Below are 16125 nucleotides of genomic sequence, written 5' to 3' on the forward strand. Positions count from 1 at the left end.
GGGGCGGAAAATGGTGAAACCGGCACGTTCGTACCGGCGTCGCGGGCACGAAAGGCAGGCAGCGCATGACATCCCAGGTATTCGCGACGGCGCTCGGCGCCCAGGTCCGGGCACGCCGAGGCTCGCTGAGCTTGAGCCAGTCCGACCTCGCAGATCTCGCGGGTGTCTCGGAACGCTTTGTGCGTTTCGTCGAACAGGGCAAAACAACAGTCCAGCTCGAGCCGCTGCTGGCTGTCCTCTCGGCCCTGGGCCTCGAACTCACGCTGAGTCCAGCTCTCAGCGAAGCGGCACGGCCATGACGTTCCACCGGATCGCCGACGTCTACAAGCAGGGAACCCTGGCCGCCAGGCTGGAGCGCCACGAGGGCGGCACCAAGTTCAGCTACCTTCCCCGGTACCTCGAGTCCCACGGCCCGGCCGTCGCCACCACGCTCCCCCTCAGCCCCGCGCCCGTCTTCACGCCCAGCGGCGCCGTGCCGCCCTACTTCACCGGGCTGCTCCCGGAGGGCCGGCGGCTGAGCTCCCTGCGCCGGGCGGTCAAGGCGAGCGCCGACGACGAACTTGCCCTCCTCATGGCCGCCGGCGGCGACGCCGTGGGCGACGTCCAGACCCTCCCGCACGGCGAGCCGCCCGTGGAAGGAGGCGCCGCCGTCGTACTCGATCCGAAGCTGCCGCTGGACTTCGACGCCCTGCTGGGCAACTCGGGGCTCATCGATCCGGTGGCGCTGGCGGGCGTGCAGGACAAGTTATCCGCGGGGATGATTTCGCTCCCGGTGGCGCAGTCCGGCAAGCGCTTCATCCTCAAGCTCAACGCCCCCGAGTTCCCGTTCGTGGTGGAGAACGAGTTCCTCATGTTCCGCTATGCGCGCAGGCTGCGGATCCCGGTGAGCACAGTGGAGCTGGTGCACGACGTCGCCGGCCGGGCCGGGCTGCTGGTGGAGCGTTTCGACCGCCTCACCGACGCCGACGGCGGAGCGGTGCGCCTGGCCGTCGAGGACGGCGCCCAGGTGCTGGGGCTCTACCCGGCGGACAAGTACAGTGTGCCGTTCGGGCAGGTCTGCGCGGCGCTGGCCGCCCACTGTTCCGCGCCGCTGCCGGCCCTGCGGAACCTGGCCATCCAGCTCGCCTTCGCCTGGCTCTCCGGCAACGGCGACCTCCACGCCAAGAACGTCTCGATGGTGCAGTCGCCGAACGGCGAATTCACCATCGCCCCCGTCTACGACATCCCCTCCACAGTGGTCTATGGAGACAAGACGCTCGCGCTGGCCATCGGCGGCAAGAAGAACGGGATCTCGCGCAAGCACTTCCTGGGCTGGGCCGTGAAGCTTGGGCTGACGGAGCGTGCCGCGGAGCATGTCCTTGAAGCGGCGCTGAAGGCGAGCGGTCCGCTGATCGGGGACCTCGACGCCGGCGCCTCGCCGTTCGGCGCGATGCAGAGCAAGGACTGGGGCAAGGAGCTCAAGCACCGGCGGCGGCTGATGGAGGGCTGAGCAGCAGCTACTCCGGCGCGATCCGGTCCAGTTCAGGCAGCAGGTACGGGTTGATCCGCTCCAGGATCAGCCGGACTTCCTCACGGGGCACGGCGGTGTAGAGCACCGGGCGGGCCTCGGCATAGCGGGTGACCGGCGGCTTGTCCGGCCACTTTTCGGCGAGCGCCCGCACCCGCTCCGGCAGGGAGTTGTGCGCATTGTCGGCAATCTTGACCAGGGTGGCGTCGTGGTCCTCGGCGACGTAGAGGATGCCCGCAGCATAGTCCTCCGGATCGTCGTGGAAGCGCCGGGTCACGCGTTCGATGATGTCCACGGCGCGCTCGGTGACGCCCATGTCCAGCAGTGCCTGCCGGGTGATGGGGGTGTCCTCGGCGATGTCGTGGAGGTAGCCGGCGATCCGGATGTCGTCGTCGAAATCGGCCAGCGCATCCCCCACCGCCAGCACGTGCTCACGGTACGGCCGCTTCAGCTTGTCCTTCTGGCGGTTGTGCGCCACCTCGGCAAGGACCATGGCTGTTTCAACGGTGAATCTAGGTTCGCTCATGCTCCATCCTACTGAGGCAGTAGGATGATCGCCTGCCGCACGGCCGAGCTCAGGAGGACGTTCCGGCAGCCGTTTCCGCCGGGTTCGGCCTGCTGCGGCACGTACCCGAAGCCGAGGTCATACACCGGATCCGCGAACCCCAGGGACGCGCTGGCGCCGTCGTGCCCGAACGCCCGGTAGCTGCCATACGGCATCCGCGCATGCGACTTCATGAACACGGTGCCGAAGGCGCTGGTCTCGCCGAACACGCGGTCGATCCCGAACACCTGCTCGGCCGCGACGGTCTGGATGGTCGCCTCGGTGAGGAGGGGCCCGACGGCGGTCAGGCCGCCGTCGGGGGCCAGCCCGGTGAGCGCGGCAGCGTAGATGCGGGCCATGCCCTCGGCACTGGCGACGCCGGCGGCGGAGCTGAGCCCGGCGGCGCGGACCTCGCGGTTGTTGGGCAGGTCCAGGATGTCGCCGACGGCGGAATTGGCCGCGAGGCCGAAGTGGCTGCTGGGATCCATCCACGGCTGGGAGGGGTCCGCTGTCCAACGGATGGGTTCGAAGCGGGGTTCCTCGGATTCCGGCAGGCCCAGGTAGAAGTGGGCGCCGGTGACGGAGCGGATCCGCTGTTCGAAGATGTCCTGCAGCGTGGTGCCGGTGATGCGCCGGCAGAGTTCCTCCATGAAGACGCCGATGGTGAGGGCGTGGTAGCCGAAGGCGGTTCCGGGCTTCCAGAGCGGCCGCAGGGTGGCAAGCTTGGCGGCGGCGAGCTCGGAGTGGTTGTATTCCTCGAGGGTGAGCCCGCCCTCGACGCCGAGCAGCCCGGCCTGGTGCGAGAGCAGCTGCGCCACGGTGATGGAGGCCTTGCCTTCGGCCCCGAATTCCGGCCAGTACTTGGCCACCTCGGTGTCGAGGTCCAGCGCGCCGTCCTGCACCAGCAGCGCCATGACCAGCCCGGCCATGCCCTTGGAGCAGGAGAAGACGCCCGTGACGGAGTCCGGCCGGACGTGCGGGCCGCCGCTGAGATCCAGGACCTTGACTCCGCGGTGGTAGGCGGCCAGCTGGGCCGAGTAGTCGGGGTCCTCAGCGAGGAAGCTGCGGAACAGATCCGCGACGGATTCAAAGCCGGGGGCGATCGTCTGTACGTCCATCGGAACAGCCTACTGGGCGGCGGCGTGTGCTTTAAGTCCGCTCAGTGCCGTGCGCGGCCGGCTCCCTGCCAGACCCACGGCACGCGCGGAATCCCGGCCGGATCAAACGCGGCGAGCGCGTTGTCCAGCGGCCCGTCGGGCAGTCCCAGCGATCCGAGGATCAGGTCCCGGACGGCCTCCGCGGACAGCCCGACGGCGGCGAGGTCCGCGAGCGTCACCGCGCCGTCGCGCTTGGCCAGCCGCGCGCCGTCGTGGTTCACCACGAGCGGCACGTGCGCGTATTCCGGCACCGGCAGGCCCAGCAGGGAGGCGAGGTACGCCTGCCGCAGTGTGGAGGACAAGAGGTCGTCGCCGCGGACCACCTGGTCGATCCCCTGTTCGGCGTCGTCCACCACCACGGCCAGGTTGTAGGCGGTGACGCCGTCATTGCGCCGGAGCACGAAGTCGTCCACCACGCCGGTGAAGGGTCCGTGAAGCCGGTCCTGCACCGTCCATTCGCCGGCTTCGGAGCGCAGCCGGACCGCGGCGGGGCGGGAGGCCCGGCGGATTTCGAGTTCGGCGGCGTCCAGCCGGCGGCAGGTCCCGGGGTACGCGCCCTGCGGCGCATGCGGGGCCGACGGCGCGTCCTGGATCTCGCGCCGCGTGCAGAAGCACTCGTAGGTGAGGCCGGCGTCGGTGAGCCGTCCGATGGCTTCCGCATAGAGTGCGGCGCGGTCCGTCTGGCGCACGACGGCGGCGTCCCAGCCAACGCCGACGGCCTGCAGATCGCGGAGCTGCCCGGCCTCGGCGCCGGCCCGGGCGCGGTCCAGGTCGTCGACGCGCAGCAGGAAGTCGCGGCCGGTGGACCGGGCAAAAAGCCAGGCCAGGATGGCCGTGCGCAGATTGCCGACGTGCAGCTCGCCTGAGGGGCTCGGGGCGAAGCGGCCTGCGGAAGTCATGGCTCCAGCCTATGCGGCGCGGCCTACTTGGGGATTTCGCGGGCAACGCAAGAGCCCCTCAGCTACCGCAACGTTCGGTGGCTCAGGGGCTCTTGGAGTGCGGCCCGACGATCCGGGCAGGTGCGGAATGACAGTGCGTGAACAAGAGTCAATCAGCGGCAGCTTCCTTGCGGGAAACCTGTCCAGGAAACCGGGTGGTGTGCCGGGGGCCTGTAGCCTGCGGGGTTCCGGCGGTGGCCTCGCCCTGCTTCGTTGCCACTATTTGAGCAGGAGACATACAGTAGGTGCAACAGACATGAGCATTAGTAGTCATTCTGACTAATTTTCAATGAATTGCTGGACAGGAAGTGGTCACTTTGCAGGAACTCGACGCGACCGACCGCCGCATCCTCGCAGCCCTCGACGAGGACCCCAGGGTACCCATCATGGCCCTGGCCCAGAAGCTGCATCTCGCGCGCGGCACCGTCCAGTCCCGGCTGGAGCGGATGACGGCGTCGGGGGCGCTGCGGCCGAACAGCAGCAGGGTACTGCCCTCGGCACTGGGCCGGGGCGTGGCGGCCGCCGTCAGCGCGGAACTGGACCAGAGCCGCCTCAACGAGGCGATTGCCGCCCTGCGCGAGATCCCGGAAGTCCTCGAATGCCACGCCCCGGCCGGCGAAACCGACCTCATCATCCGCGTGGTGGCCACCAGCCCGGACGACCTCTACCGGGTCTCCGAGGAAATCCGCCTGTGCCCGGGAATCGTGCGGACCTCCACCAGCATGTTCCTGCGCGAGGTCATCCCCTACCGGACCACGGGGCTGCTGCAGGGCTGAGCCGCCGCCCGCTTAGGCACCTACACCGGCGGGCCGGTGTTCGATTTCAGGTTCTTCATCACCAGCGTTGAGGTCAGGCGCTCGACGCCGGGAAGCGCCGCGAGCTCGTCGTCGTAGAAGCGCTGGTACGCGGGCAGGTCCGCGGCAATGACCTTCAGCAGGTAGTCCGGCGCGCCGAAAAGCCGCTGCGCCTCCACCACATTCGGCATCGCCGCCACCCGCGCCTCGAAAGCGGCCAGGATGGCACGGTCCACCTGGCGCAGCGTCACGAACACGATCGCCTCGAAACCGAGCCCGACGGCGGCGGGATCGATGTCTGCGCGGTACCCCCGGATCACCCCGGATGTCTCGAGATCGCGCAGCCGCCGGTGGCAGGGTGCCACGGTCAAACCCACCTTGCCGGCCAGCGCCGTGGCAGTCATCCTGCCGTCCTCTTTGAGGTAGCGCAAAATACTTCTGTCTATTCCATCAACCACGCAATTATCTTACCCAAACTGCCGGATTCAGGGCTAAATCAGGGAACACTTATGGGGCGATTTTCCCTAGAGTTTTCCTTGTCACCACTACCCGGGAGCCACCCTTGAATCCGCAGCTATTCCTCGCCTTCATGCTTGTCGCAGCCACGCTGGCCTGCACCCCGGGCGTCGACTGGGCATATTCGATTGCGGCCGGCCTGCGGCAGCGCAGCTTCGTGCCCGCGGTGGCCGGACTGTGCAGCGGCTACGTGGTGCACACCCTCCTCATGGCTGCGGGACTGGCGGCCCTGCTCGCCGGTGTTCCGGGACTGCTCGGCTGGCTCACCCTGGCCGGCGCGGGCTACCTGCTCTGGCTGGGCGCGGGCACCATCCGCTCCTGGCGGGGGGCCAGCTTCAGTGCGGACGACGCCGTCGGGCAGCCCGCAAACCAGCTCCGCACCTTCTTCCAGGGCATGGGCACCAGCGGCATCAACCCCAAGGGCCTGCTGTTCTTCGTGGCGCTGGTGCCGCAGTTCGTCAGCCCCGAAGCGGCGCTGCCGGTCCCGGTGCAGTCGGGCCTCCTGGGGCTGACGTTCGTCCTGCTGGTGGCCGTGGTCTACACGGCAGTGGCCCTGGCCTCGCGGAAGCTGCTGCAGTCCCGGCCGTCGGCGGCGCGGGTGGTGACGTTGTCCAGCGGCATCATCATGGTGGGCCTGGGTGCGGTGCTGCTGGCGGAACAGCTCCTCCCGCACCTCCAGACGCTCTCTCACCTTTGGGGCGTTTCCTGACGATCCTCTCTCACCTTTGAAGCGTTTCCAGGTGATCCCCTCTCAGATACCTCAGCCGGCCAGCAGGTCGTCCAGCCGCTCGTAGCCCTCGATGACGCCCGAGTCCATGCCGCTGGCCACGGCCATGTCGCGGGCTTCCACTGAAGGGTAGACGTCATGGATGGAGATCCGGGTGCGGCCGCCGAGGTCCTCGAACGTGGTGGCGCCGATTCCCACCTGGCCGGGGGCGCCGGAGAACTCGAACGTCATGATCAGCAGCTTCTGCGGCTCCACGGTGTGGAAGACTCCGCTGAAGGTGAACTCGTACCCGTCGCTGCTGGCGGCGCCGAAGCTCCATCGGCCACCCACCCTTGTGTCGTATTCGATGCCCTTCACGGCGTCCCGGCGGGGCCCGAGCCATTTGGCGAGCAGCTCGGGCTCAACATGGGCGCGGTAGACGGCGTCCACCGGGGCGTCGAATTCGCGGATGGTCTCCACGAACGGGACGCCGGGCTCGGAGGTGATGGTTGTTGGATTGCTCATTGTTCTTCCTCTTTCTTCTCCTCGGTGTTTTCGATGGTTTCCAGGAGGGCGTCGAGACGGCGGAAGCGGCTCTCCGCGATCAGCCGGTATTGGTCGATCCAGGCCGTCAATTCCTCCAGGGCCGCGGCGTCCAGATGGACGGGACGGCGCTGGGCATCCCGTGAGCGCGTGACCAGGCCGGCGTGTTCGAGGACCTGGATGTGCTTGGAGACGGCCTGCTTGGTGATGGCGAAGGGTTCGGCGAGCTCGTTGACCGTGGCGTCGCCCCGCGAGAGCCTGGCCACGATGGCCCGGCGCACCGGGTCGGCCAGCGCCATGAAGGCTTTGTCGAGAGTGTCCTGGTCCACGGTCCTGCCCGTCTTCGTAATCAACTAACTTCTTGATCAACCTATTGGTTGATCAAGAGACTACGCCCCTGCGCTTGTCGGGGCAAGGGTATTTGGGAGGCAGATCTGAGAGAGCGTCCGCCAAAAACGCCGCAAAAGTGAGAGAGCGTCCAGCAGGGCGGGGCGGGACGGGCCGAGCGGGGCAGGGTGGCGGGGACCGGCAGGGACGGGCCGAGCGGGGCAGGGACGGGCAGGCCGGGCCGCTGGGCGGGCGTCAGTCGCCGCCGAGCTGCTTCCAGTCCTGTTCCCACAGCCGGCGCATCTCGGCGTCCTTGCGGATCACTTCCAGGGTCTCGAGCTCCGCCGGCATCTGGCGCCGCGAGCGCGGGGTGAGCGTGCGGCGGCCCACGTCCAGGGCCAGGAGGGTGCGGTCCGTGACGGCGTCGTTGCGCAGGGCCAGGCTGGTCTTGCGCCGCCGCAGGACCTCCTTGAGTGCGGCCTGCGCGTCGTCGTAGTACCCCAGGGCCCGCAGCGAGCGCGCCCGGATGAGGAGCAGGGCGGCGGCGAGGTCGTCCGCGTTGAGCAGTCCCCCGGTCCAGGCGACGACGTCGGCGTGCCGGCCGAGCGAGGCGGCTGCGGTGCAGCGCGCCAGGGCTGCGGGCAACGACGGCGGCAGGCCGGCGACGGCGTCCAGCGCGGCTTCCGCCCGGCCCATCTCCCGCAGGCTGTGCGCGAGCGCCAGGAACACCGATTCCTCGCTGAACAGCACAGGTACTTCGATCCGTTCGGCGACCTCGACCCGGGTGACCACCTGGCCAAGGTAGCTGGCCGAGAACTGGCTCGCGGCGTCGTCGATCCTGGTGGTCAGGCCGCGGCGCAGCAGCTCGGAGGCGCGCAGGTACCCGCCGTGCTTGTATACGAGGAGGCCGGCCATCACATGGCACAGCCCCGACCAGCCCGGATACGCGCGGGCCAGCGTGATGAGGCGGTCCGGCGCGGTACTGGTGAAGACGGCGCTGTGCACTGCCTTGGCGGGCTGCCCCGCGAGCCGCTTGAGCCGCGGAACCTCCCCCTCGACTCCGATCCTGCCCGGATCGCGTCCGCCGAGGACTCCGCTGATCATCCCTCCGACGCCGTCGGCGAGCCCCCGCACGGGAGTGCGGACGTGCCCGTCGCGGAACGGCGTCAGATCGCGGGCGTCATGGTAGACCGGCACCGGCGCGCCGCCGCCCAGGCCATCATTCATGAACCCATGCTAGCCCCCGGCGCCGGGGCACCCCTCCCCTGCTCACGGGCTCATTTCAGGAGTAGGATGTGCTCGTCGGCAAGGATTCCTTGCGACTCCTTGCCGCCAGGCCGGTTCTCCATCAGAAGAACCGGCAACCAGCGTGAAAGGGAGGACATATGACCACCGCTTCGCATCCGGCCCAGCACCACATGATGGGGCTGACGCTCCACAACGCCACCATGATCGTGGGTTGGGTATTTCTGGCGGTAGGCGTCCTGGGGTTCATTCCGGGCATCACCACCAACTACAGCGCCATGACGTTTGCGGGACAAGAGTCCGGCGCCATGCTGCTTGGAGTCTTCCAAGTCTCCGTGCTCCACAACATCGTCCACCTCCTGTTCGGCGCGGCAGGCCTGGCAATGGCCAGGACCGGCAAGATGGCCCGCCTGTTCCTGATCGGCGGCGGCGCCGTATACCTGGCCCTGTGGATCTACGGCCTCGTCCTCGAAATGGGAACAATGGGCACGATGGCGAACTTCGTCCCGTTCAACACCGCGGACAACTGGCTGCACATGGCTCTAGGCGTTGCCATGATCGGCGTGGGCCTGTGGCTCGGACGGGATGCCGTGGGGGAGGCGAAGAGGCGGGCCAAGTAGGGTTCCCCACTCTTCAGGGAGAACGACGACGGCGGACGCCCCCTTCGCGGGGACGGCCGCCGCGCCGTGTGCCGGCCAGACTCCTAGCCCAGCAGCCGGTGCTCGTATGCGAAGGCCACCAGCTGCAGCCGGCTTCGGACACCCAGCTTTGCCAGAACGCTGCGCAGGTGGGTCTTGACCGTGGCCTCGGAAACGAAGAGGCTCTCCGCCATCTCGCCGTTGCCCAGTCCCTTGGCCGCGAGCAGGAAGACATCGCGCTCGCGGGGCGAGAGTACCTCGAGCACGGCCAGGTCCGGGCCGGCCACGGGGACTGTCCTGGCTGCATGCTGGAAGAGCTCGTGCACGGAGCCGGGCGCAATCACCGAATAGCCCGAATACACGGTGCGGATGGCGGCCAGCAGGAACTCCGGCTCGGCGCTCTTGAGCAGGTATCCGCTGGCGCCGGCCTGGACGGCTTCCACCACGGCCTGGTCGCGGTTGAAGGTGGTCAAGGCGATGATCCGGGGCTTGTCCACGCCTGCCGCGTCCGCTTCCTCGGTGATGTGCCGGGTGGCCGTGACGCCGTCCATCACGGGCATGCGCAGGTCCATCAGCAGGACGTCGGGCCGGTCCTGGGCGGCAAGCGCCACCGCCTGCCCGCCGTCGTCGGCCTCCCAGGCCAAGGCCATGTCCGCCTGGCTCTGCACCATCATCCGGATGCCGGCCCTGAACAGCGGCTGGTCATCCACCAGCGCAACCGTGATGGGCGCTGGGGCTTCAGCCACGCCCGGCACCTTCCAGTTCATGGCCCGACGGCGGCGCCGCGGCAGCGAGCGCCGGCGCAGTTGGTGCCGCTTCTGTGAGTGCGGCGCCCGCAGCTGCGGCGCCCGCCAGGCCCGCTTCCTTGTCAGCCGCCTCCTCCGCCGAGCGCGATGCCGCATGCGAACCGTAGGGAATGAACACCGTGACGCGGAACTGCTCGCCGTCCGGGCCCGAGGTGAGCCAGCCGCCGGCCAGGTGCGCGCGTTCGCGCATGCCCGGGATGCCGCGCCCCACGCGTGCCGCCGAACCGCCGTCGTCCGATCCCCCAATTGAAGCGGACGCCGGCAGCGCGGAGGCAACATGCAGGGTCAGGCCCGGGCCGCTCCAGTCGAGATGCAGCCGCACCGCGGTGCCCCGGCCGCCGTGCTTGAGGGCGTTCGTGAGGCATTCCTGGACGATCCGGAAGACGGCCAGCTGCTGCCCCCCGCCAAGGTCCACCGGCTTGCCGGTCTCGCTGTGCTGGACTTTGAGGCTGCCCTGGCGCATCCGCTCAATGAGCGGCCCGACGTCGGTGAGCCGGGGCTGCGGGGCGACCAGGCCGTCGTCGCGCACTCCCTCGATGACACGCTGCGCGTCCACGAGGGCATGGCGAGCGGACACCGCGATGTTTTCCAGGGCGTCGAGCACGGCCTTGGGCTGGTCCTGGCTGAGATAGCGGGTGCCGTCAGCCTGGGCGGCGATGACGGCGAGCGAGTGGGCCAGGACGTCGTGGAGGTCGCGGGCGATCCGGGTGCGTTCCTGTTCGACGACGAGCTCGATTTCGGTTTCCTTGAGGCTCGCCTGGGCAAGATTGCGCGCCACGGAAAGGCTGCCCCGTTCCTCATACAGCCGCAGGGCGATGCCGACGGATGCGCAACCCGCGGCGATGAGGAGGAGCACCGCGAAGCACAGCCACCAGTAGCTGACCATGGTCTTCTGTGGAAGTGCGTGGACCCACATCCAGCCCCCGCCCATGCCATAGCTTCGGGACAGAACCAGATAGGCGAACACTGCGGCGAAGACGATGTTCGCCGCGACGGCAATAGTCCGCCACCGTGTCGACGCCGTCCACATCATGAAGCCCAAGGCGACAAAGACGCCGATAAAGATCTGCCACTGGACTGCGACCGCAGCCATCGGGCCCAGAATCCTGAAGGACAGCAGCGCCAGAAGCGCCCCGACGATGCCAAGCGAGACGGCCGGCCAACGAACCGACACGGCGATGGCCAGCGAGATCGCAACGACGGCCGGGATCCTGCCTTGGTCCGTGAGGAAGCTGCCGTAGAGGCCGTAGTATGGGCCCATCCACAGCGCGAAGAAAACGACGGCCGCCACGGGGGCGCCCCATTGCCGTACAAGTTTCAGTGTCTGTTCCATGTCAGCCACCCTATCCACGGGCACCGACACGAAAGGGCCGGTGCCGGGCGCCGGCGCCCGATCTCCACCCCGGAGCCAGCGGATTCATCCCTCAAGCCAGCGCCGGGCCTGCTTCCACTGATTGATCCAGCAGTTCCGGCGGGGTCGCAGGCCCAGACGTCGCCTGATCTGCTGGATGAAGGCGGCCCGGGGAGCTTCAGCCGCTGACCGCGGCCACCCACACCCCGATGACCCATGTGCTCGCGGCAAGGCAGGCCAGGCCGAACTCCACCAGGATGCCCAGGCCCGTTGCCTTCAGGGCGGCGGCGCTCGAGGTCAGCGCCTTGGTGAAGTCGCGCGTACGCAGGACTTCACTGGCCAGGAGCCCGCCGGCGAAGCCCACGAGCAGCCCCACCACGGGGATGATGAACATCCCGACGACGCCGAGGACCAGCCCCGCGAGCACCGATCGGTTGGGAATGCTGTGCTGCTTGAGCTTGCGGCCCGTGAGGACGGCGCTCGCGGCCATGCCGGCCAGGACGAAGGCCAGGCCGACGCCGAACACCACCCAGCCGCCCGCGCCGGCCCCGCCCCAGATGGCCCACGCCAGCAGGCTCAGCCCGATGAGGATGCTGCCGGGGAGGACCGGAACGATGGTTCCCGCCACGCCCACCAGGATGGCCAGGCCGCAGAGGATGGTCACGATGGTCTCGGCGTTCATAGCCCCCCAGTCTAGGTCCGGCGCCTTAAGCAAAGAACGACGGCGACGCTCCCCAGCACGGGAGGCGTCGCCGTCGTCGGCTGATGCGGTGGTTACTCGGCTGCGGCGGCGGCAACTGCCGCGGTCACGGCCGGGGCCACGCGTGCGTCCAGGGGGCTGGGCACGATGTAGTCCGCGGCGAGGTCTTCCTCGGCCAGCGCGGCGATGGCACGGGCTGCGGCGATCTTCATGGCCGGCGTGATGCGGCGGGCGCCGGCGTCGAGGGCGCCGCGGAAGATGCCCGGGAACGCGAGGACGTTGTTGATCTGGTTCGGGAAGTCGCTGCGGCCGGTGGCAACCACGGCGGCGTACTTGGCGGCGACCTCGGGCAGGACTTCCGGGTCCGGGTTGGACAGGGCGAACACGATGGAGCTGTGGTTCATCAGCTTCAGGTGCTCTTCGTCCAGCTTGGAGGAGGAGACGCCGACGAAGACGTCGGCGCCGAGGAGGGCCTCGCCCGGGCCGCCGGAGATGCCGCGCGGGTTGCTGCGCTGGGCCATCTGCGCCTTCTTGCTGGCGGGATCGGCGGCGATGTCGGCGCGTTCGGCGTTGATGGCGCCCTTGGAGTCGAGCAGGATGACGTCCTTGACGCCGGCGGTCAGCAGGATCTCGGCGACGGCGATGCCGGCGGCACCCGCGCCGGAGACGACCACCTTCAGGCCTTCAAGCTCGCGCTTGGTCACCTTGGCGGCGTTCGTCAGGGCCGCGAGGACCACGACGGCGGTGCCGTGCTGGTCGTCGTGCATGACGGGGCAGTCGAGGGCTTCGATGAGTCGCTCTTCGAGTTCGAAGCAACGGGGAGCCGAGATGTCCTCGAGGTTCACGGCGCCGAAGCTCGGGCGCAGGCGGACCAGGGTCTCGATGATTTCGTCCACGTTGGTGGTGTTGAGCACCAGCGGGATGGAGTCCAAGTCGCCGAAGGTCTTGAACAGGGCGGACTTGCCCTCCATGACGGGCAGGGATGCGCTGGGGCCGATGTCGCCCAGTCCGAGGACGGCGGTGCCGTCGCTGACCACCACCACCAGGCGCTCGGCCCAGGTGTGGGTGCGGGCGAGCTCCGGGTTCGCGTGGATGGCGCGGCTGACCTGGGCAACGCCCGGGGTATACGCAATGGAGAGGTCGCGCTTGTTGTTCAGCGGAACGGTGCTGGAAATCGTCAGCTTGCCGCCCACGTGGGCGTCGAAGATTTCCTCGTCGCTCAGGACAAGGGCGGATTCGGTTTCGGCGGGGATTGTCTCAATGGACACGTCTTTGTCTCCTCAGGCTAGCCGTGGACCCACGGCATCAATACGGCAAGGGCAGGAATCCGCCGATGGCCAAGGGTGGCTGGCCTGTTCGGTGAATCGTCTGCAGGAATGGGCTGCTAGCCGCTTCGGTTTCGCCATCGTAGGCAGCCGCCGCATACGTACTGATTCCATACAAAGCAAGACGATTCGAGAGTTAAACGTTCATCCAAATTTAAATATGACTTAAATGGGACAAAAAAGCCGACTTATTGCCTCGGCGGTCTAGACCAGTTACGAAAAAGTTTAGGACTCCACCAGCAGGCTGCAGGCCCGCTTGAGGTCCTGCTCGGCCTCGAACAGCGACAACCGGCGGCAGCGGACGGACTGGACCAGACCACTGACCAGATGCAGCAGGATCCGGGCCTTGCCGGCGTCGTCGGTTGCGGCAGTGACCACTTCCTCCGCAAGTCCATCAATCTCCCGCAGCAACGCCGCAGTGTCCCCGTCCTTGCTGGTGTAAGGGCGGATCAGGCAGTACTCCACGCCGGGCTGCATGACGCGCAGGTGGAAGATCTCCATGACAAGGCTCGTCAGCACATGCTGCCGGCCGCGCGAAGGGCCGGGCCGGCCGCCGTCCCGGAGCTCACGCAGCTGCTGACGGTAGACGGCCAGCATGAGGTGGGCCGTGGAGGGGAAGTAGCGGTAGAGCGTGCCGAGCGGGACATCGGCCCTCGCGGCGACGTCGGACAGGCTGAGCGTATCGAAGCGGCGCTGCGCGAACCCTGCCGCGGTCTTCAGGATCCGGGCGTAGCGCAGCTGCTGGCGCGGGGCGGTGGGGGCTGCGGCCATGTGCGGCAATCCGGCGGCCAGATCAAGGGAGTACGGTTCCAGGGAATACGATTCGGACATTTCCGGCGATCTCTTGGGAGGGCTTGCAGGGAAGCGGCTGCCGGGTTCCCCAGGACCACACAGCCAGCCGACCGTGACAATGATACGGCAGCAATATGTCAGTTTCCTGAAAGGGCCCCGGTTTCCCGGAAGGCTCCGGTTCCTGAGGACCGCAGCCCTACGCCACGCTCTTGATCTTCACCACTAACACCGCGCCCAGCAGTCCGATCACCGCTGCGGCCACGTAGAGCGAGACGTAGCCGCCCCAGTACGCCACGAACGGGAAGGCGATCAGCGGCGCCACCACCTGCGGCAGGGAATTGGCCACGTTGATGACACCCAGGTCCCGGCCGCGGTCCAGGGCGGTCGGCAGGACCTGGGTGATCAGCGCAAAGTCCACGGCCAGGTACGCCCCGAAGCCGATGCCCAGCACGGTGGCGCCCGCGAGCGCTCCGGCCCAGGTGGGAGCGAACCCCAGGATGAGCGAGGCGACGGCGATGACCACGGAGGACGTGATGACCAGCGGCTTCCGCTTGCCCATGCGGTCGCTCAGCGATCCGCCCAGGACGCTCGTGACGATCACCATGACCGCATAGATTCCCGTCAAGATCAGGACGCCGAACGCGGGTTCGATGCCCTCGGTCTCCTTGAGATGGACGGCATCGCTGAGGAAGAACAGCAGGTACAGGGTGACCATGTGGTTGCCGATGTTGACCAGCAGGCGCGTCAGCCAGGCCCAGCCGAAGTCCGGATACTTGGCCGGGGAAACCCAGAATCCCTTGAAGAACCCTGCCAGGCTGAAGGGCGGACGGGCCTGCGAGGGCAGAGGATCGTCGTCGTTCTTGAAGAAGTACAGCACGACGCCGGCAATCAGCGCCGCCGCGCAGACCAGGTAGCCGGCGGCAAAGTTTCCGGCCACGGCTGCGGCGATCACCGCACCGAGCAGGATGCCCACGGTCTGGCCCATGGCGGCCAGGCCGCCCACGATTCCGCGCTGCGGCACCGGAACCCGGTCCGGAATCGCCGCCGTGATGGCGGCGTAGGCCCCGTTGCAGCCGGCCTGGACCAGGCACCACAGGAGCGTCATGACGGCAACGTTGGGTGCGCCGGCCAGCCCCACGAGGGCCACCGCACCCAGGACGGCACCGAACACCACCCACGGAACGCGGCGGCCGAAGCGGGAGGTGGTCCGGTCACTGAACGCGCCGAAGAGAGGGTTGGCCACGAGGGAGACCGCGGCTCCGGCGCCCGTGACGAGGGCCAGGATGGCTTCCTTCTGGCCTTCGTCGAAGTGCGCGGCCTGCTGCCCCAGCAGCACCTGGATGGGCCCGAAGAACGCAGCGTTGATGCCCAGGTTGACGAGCACCACTCCGGTGACCCACAGTGCGCGGACACGGTCAACGGGCTCGGCGAGCGCCGTCGTCGTCGGGGTTTTCCGGAGTCCGGCAGGCTCCGGTACCGGACCGGACGGTTCGGATAGGGCCATGGTGCGCTCCCCTTGGTTCGATGCGTCTGCAGCCAGCCTAGGCGGGCTGGGAAGGGCCCGTCCATCCTTGTCACAGAGACCTTTGACAAGGCGGCGCCCGGCCGCAGGGTTTAGGGTGGCCATATCCGAGCGAGGAGAACCATTTTGAGCACGCAAATCAACACCGCCGACCTCTATGACGAGCGCGGCGAAGAAGTCGAATCGATCGCCATCCAGTTTCAGAACCTGGGCGGCAACAGCCACTTCAACGGCCCCGTCCGCACGGTGAAGTGCTTCGAGGACAACGCCCTGGTGAAGGCGGTCCTCGGCACGCCCGGCGAGGGCGCCGTGCTGGTGGTGGACGGCCAGGGGTCGGTGCGCACGGCCCTCATGGGGGACATGATTGCCGAGAGCGCCGTGGCGAACGGCTGGGCCGGCGTCGTGATCAACGGCGCCATCCGCGACCGCGAGGCCATCGCCAAGCTGCCGCTGGGCGTCAAGGCGCTGGGCAGCAACCCCAAGAAGAGCGCCAAGACCGGCGTGGGCGAGGTGGACGTCCAAGTGGTGATCGACGGCGTGCACATCCAGCCCGGCGTCATGATCTACTGCGATCCCGACGGCGTACTTGTGGAGCGCTGACAGGCGGCGTCGGGCGGGGGCTGGGAAAATTCTTTCTGCGGGAGGGAATGAATGAGGGAGCAGGATAGTTACTGAAAGCAACTATCCTGCTCATCCCTACTTTTGCCACCGCTT

Annotated in this window: 19 protein-coding genes; 6 read left to right on the forward strand and 13 right to left on the reverse strand. The window is 68.1% G+C overall.

The annotated features are described in order from the left end of the window. The first annotated feature begins 65 nt into the window (after positions 1–65). Together J1902_RS10170 and J1902_RS10175 are read left to right on the forward strand one after the other, a co-directional pair. Positions 66–299 (forward strand): helix-turn-helix transcriptional regulator, encoded by a 234-nt coding sequence (locus J1902_RS10170; protein WP_207616137.1) that lies wholly within the window; start codon positions 66–68, stop codon positions 297–299. Beyond that, positions 296–1489, forward strand: coding sequence for a type II toxin-antitoxin system HipA family toxin (locus J1902_RS10175; protein ID WP_207616138.1), 1194 nt, complete (start codon positions 296–298; stop codon positions 1487–1489). The genes J1902_RS10170 and J1902_RS10175 overlap by 4 nt, the downstream gene beginning before the upstream one ends. Positions 1490–1496: 7 nt before the next feature. Here the strand turns inward: J1902_RS10175 and J1902_RS10180 are convergent, their stop codons facing one another. The 3 genes from J1902_RS10180 to gluQRS are packed head-to-tail and all read right to left on the reverse strand — an operon-like array spanning position 1497 to position 4107. After that, positions 1497–2033 carry an HD domain-containing protein gene (locus tag J1902_RS10180; RefSeq protein ID WP_207616139.1) on the reverse strand — a complete coding sequence of 179 codons (537 nt, stop codon included), beginning with the start codon at positions 2031–2033 and terminating at the stop codon, positions 1497–1499. A gap of 8 nt (positions 2034–2041) precedes the next feature. Continuing rightward, positions 2042–3169, reverse strand: coding sequence for a serine hydrolase domain-containing protein (locus J1902_RS10185; RefSeq protein WP_207616140.1), 1128 nt, complete (start codon positions 3167–3169; stop codon positions 2042–2044). A 41-nt stretch (positions 3170–3210) separates the two neighbouring features. Beyond that, positions 3211–4107, reverse strand: coding sequence for a tRNA glutamyl-Q(34) synthetase GluQRS (gene gluQRS / locus J1902_RS10190; RefSeq protein WP_207616141.1), 897 nt, complete (start codon positions 4105–4107; stop codon positions 3211–3213). Positions 4108–4463: 356 nt separating this feature from the next. On the opposite strand from gluQRS, the gene J1902_RS10195 reads away from it, so the two are divergent. Further along, on the forward strand, positions 4464–4922 hold the full coding sequence (locus J1902_RS10195; RefSeq protein ID WP_207616170.1) for an Lrp/AsnC family transcriptional regulator: 459 nt from the start codon (positions 4464–4466) through the stop codon (positions 4920–4922). Positions 4923–4942: 20 nt separating this feature from the next. Here J1902_RS10195 and J1902_RS10200 read toward each other — a convergent pair whose 3' ends face one another. After that, entirely contained in the window at positions 4943–5398 is a 456-nt protein-coding gene (locus J1902_RS10200; RefSeq protein WP_207616142.1) for an Lrp/AsnC family transcriptional regulator, read from the reverse strand. Between the two features lie 104 nt (positions 5399–5502). On the opposite strand from J1902_RS10200, the gene J1902_RS10205 reads away from it, so the two are divergent. Then, complete coding sequence (locus J1902_RS10205) at positions 5503–6165, forward strand: LysE family translocator (RefSeq protein ID WP_207616143.1); 663 nt, start codon at positions 5503–5505, stop codon at positions 6163–6165. 51 nt (positions 6166–6216) lie between these two features. On the opposite strand, the gene J1902_RS10210 is transcribed toward J1902_RS10205, so the two are convergent. The 3 genes from J1902_RS10210 to J1902_RS10220 form a co-directional block, all read right to left on the reverse strand. Beyond that, positions 6217–6687 (reverse strand): SRPBCC family protein, encoded by a 471-nt coding sequence (locus J1902_RS10210; protein WP_207616144.1) that lies wholly within the window; start codon positions 6685–6687, stop codon positions 6217–6219. Continuing rightward, positions 6684–7004 carry an ArsR/SmtB family transcription factor gene (locus J1902_RS10215; RefSeq protein ID WP_207616171.1) on the reverse strand — a complete coding sequence of 107 codons (321 nt, stop codon included), beginning with the start codon at positions 7002–7004 and terminating at the stop codon, positions 6684–6686. Before J1902_RS10215 ends, J1902_RS10210 begins: the two co-directional genes overlap by 4 nt. Positions 7005–7287: 283 nt before the next feature. Next, positions 7288–8259 (reverse strand): hypothetical protein, encoded by a 972-nt coding sequence (locus J1902_RS10220; protein WP_207616145.1) that lies wholly within the window; start codon positions 8257–8259, stop codon positions 7288–7290. 158 nt (positions 8260–8417) lie between these two features. Between J1902_RS10220 and J1902_RS10225 the strand changes: the two genes are divergently transcribed. Then, positions 8418–8897, forward strand: coding sequence for a DUF4383 domain-containing protein (locus tag J1902_RS10225; RefSeq protein WP_207616146.1), 480 nt, complete (start codon positions 8418–8420; stop codon positions 8895–8897). Between the two features lie 83 nt (positions 8898–8980). Here J1902_RS10225 and J1902_RS10230 read toward each other — a convergent pair whose 3' ends face one another. The 6 genes from J1902_RS10230 to J1902_RS10255 all read right to left on the reverse strand — a co-directional run bounded on the left by J1902_RS10230 (position 8981) and on the right by J1902_RS10255 (position 15393). Next, positions 8981–9682 carry a response regulator gene (locus J1902_RS10230; RefSeq protein WP_207616147.1) on the reverse strand — a complete coding sequence of 234 codons (702 nt, stop codon included), beginning with the start codon at positions 9680–9682 and terminating at the stop codon, positions 8981–8983. Further along, a complete protein-coding gene (locus J1902_RS10235; RefSeq protein ID WP_207616148.1) occupies positions 9654–11054 on the reverse strand; it encodes a sensor histidine kinase in 1401 nt (466 codons plus the stop codon). Before J1902_RS10235 ends, J1902_RS10230 begins: the two co-directional genes overlap by 29 nt. 196 nt (positions 11055–11250) lie before the next feature. Then, complete coding sequence (locus tag J1902_RS10240; RefSeq protein ID WP_207616149.1) at positions 11251–11754, reverse strand: DUF456 domain-containing protein; 504 nt, start codon at positions 11752–11754, stop codon at positions 11251–11253. A 92-nt stretch (positions 11755–11846) separates the two neighbouring features. Next, on the reverse strand, positions 11847–13040 hold the full coding sequence (locus J1902_RS10245) for an NAD(P)-dependent malic enzyme (RefSeq protein WP_207616150.1): 1194 nt from the start codon (positions 13038–13040) through the stop codon (positions 11847–11849). Positions 13041–13322: 282 nt separating this feature from the next. After that, positions 13323–13928 carry a TetR/AcrR family transcriptional regulator gene (locus J1902_RS10250; RefSeq protein ID WP_207616151.1) on the reverse strand — a complete coding sequence of 202 codons (606 nt, stop codon included), beginning with the start codon at positions 13926–13928 and terminating at the stop codon, positions 13323–13325. A 157-nt stretch (positions 13929–14085) separates the two neighbouring features. After that, the gene (locus J1902_RS10255; RefSeq protein WP_207616152.1) at positions 14086–15393 is read right to left on the reverse strand and encodes an MFS transporter; all 1308 of its coding nucleotides are present in this window, start codon (positions 15391–15393) and stop codon (positions 14086–14088) included. 144 nt (positions 15394–15537) lie between these two features. On the opposite strand from J1902_RS10255, the gene rraA reads away from it, so the two are divergent. Then, positions 15538–16011, forward strand: a complete 474-nt coding sequence (gene rraA / locus J1902_RS10260) for a ribonuclease E activity regulator RraA (protein ID WP_207616153.1) — start codon at positions 15538–15540, stop codon at positions 16009–16011. Positions 16012–16125: the final 114 nt, after the last annotated feature.

This window comes from Arthrobacter cavernae, assembly GCF_017368795.1.
GTDB lineage: Bacteria > Actinomycetota > Actinomycetes > Actinomycetales > Micrococcaceae > Arthrobacter > Arthrobacter cavernae.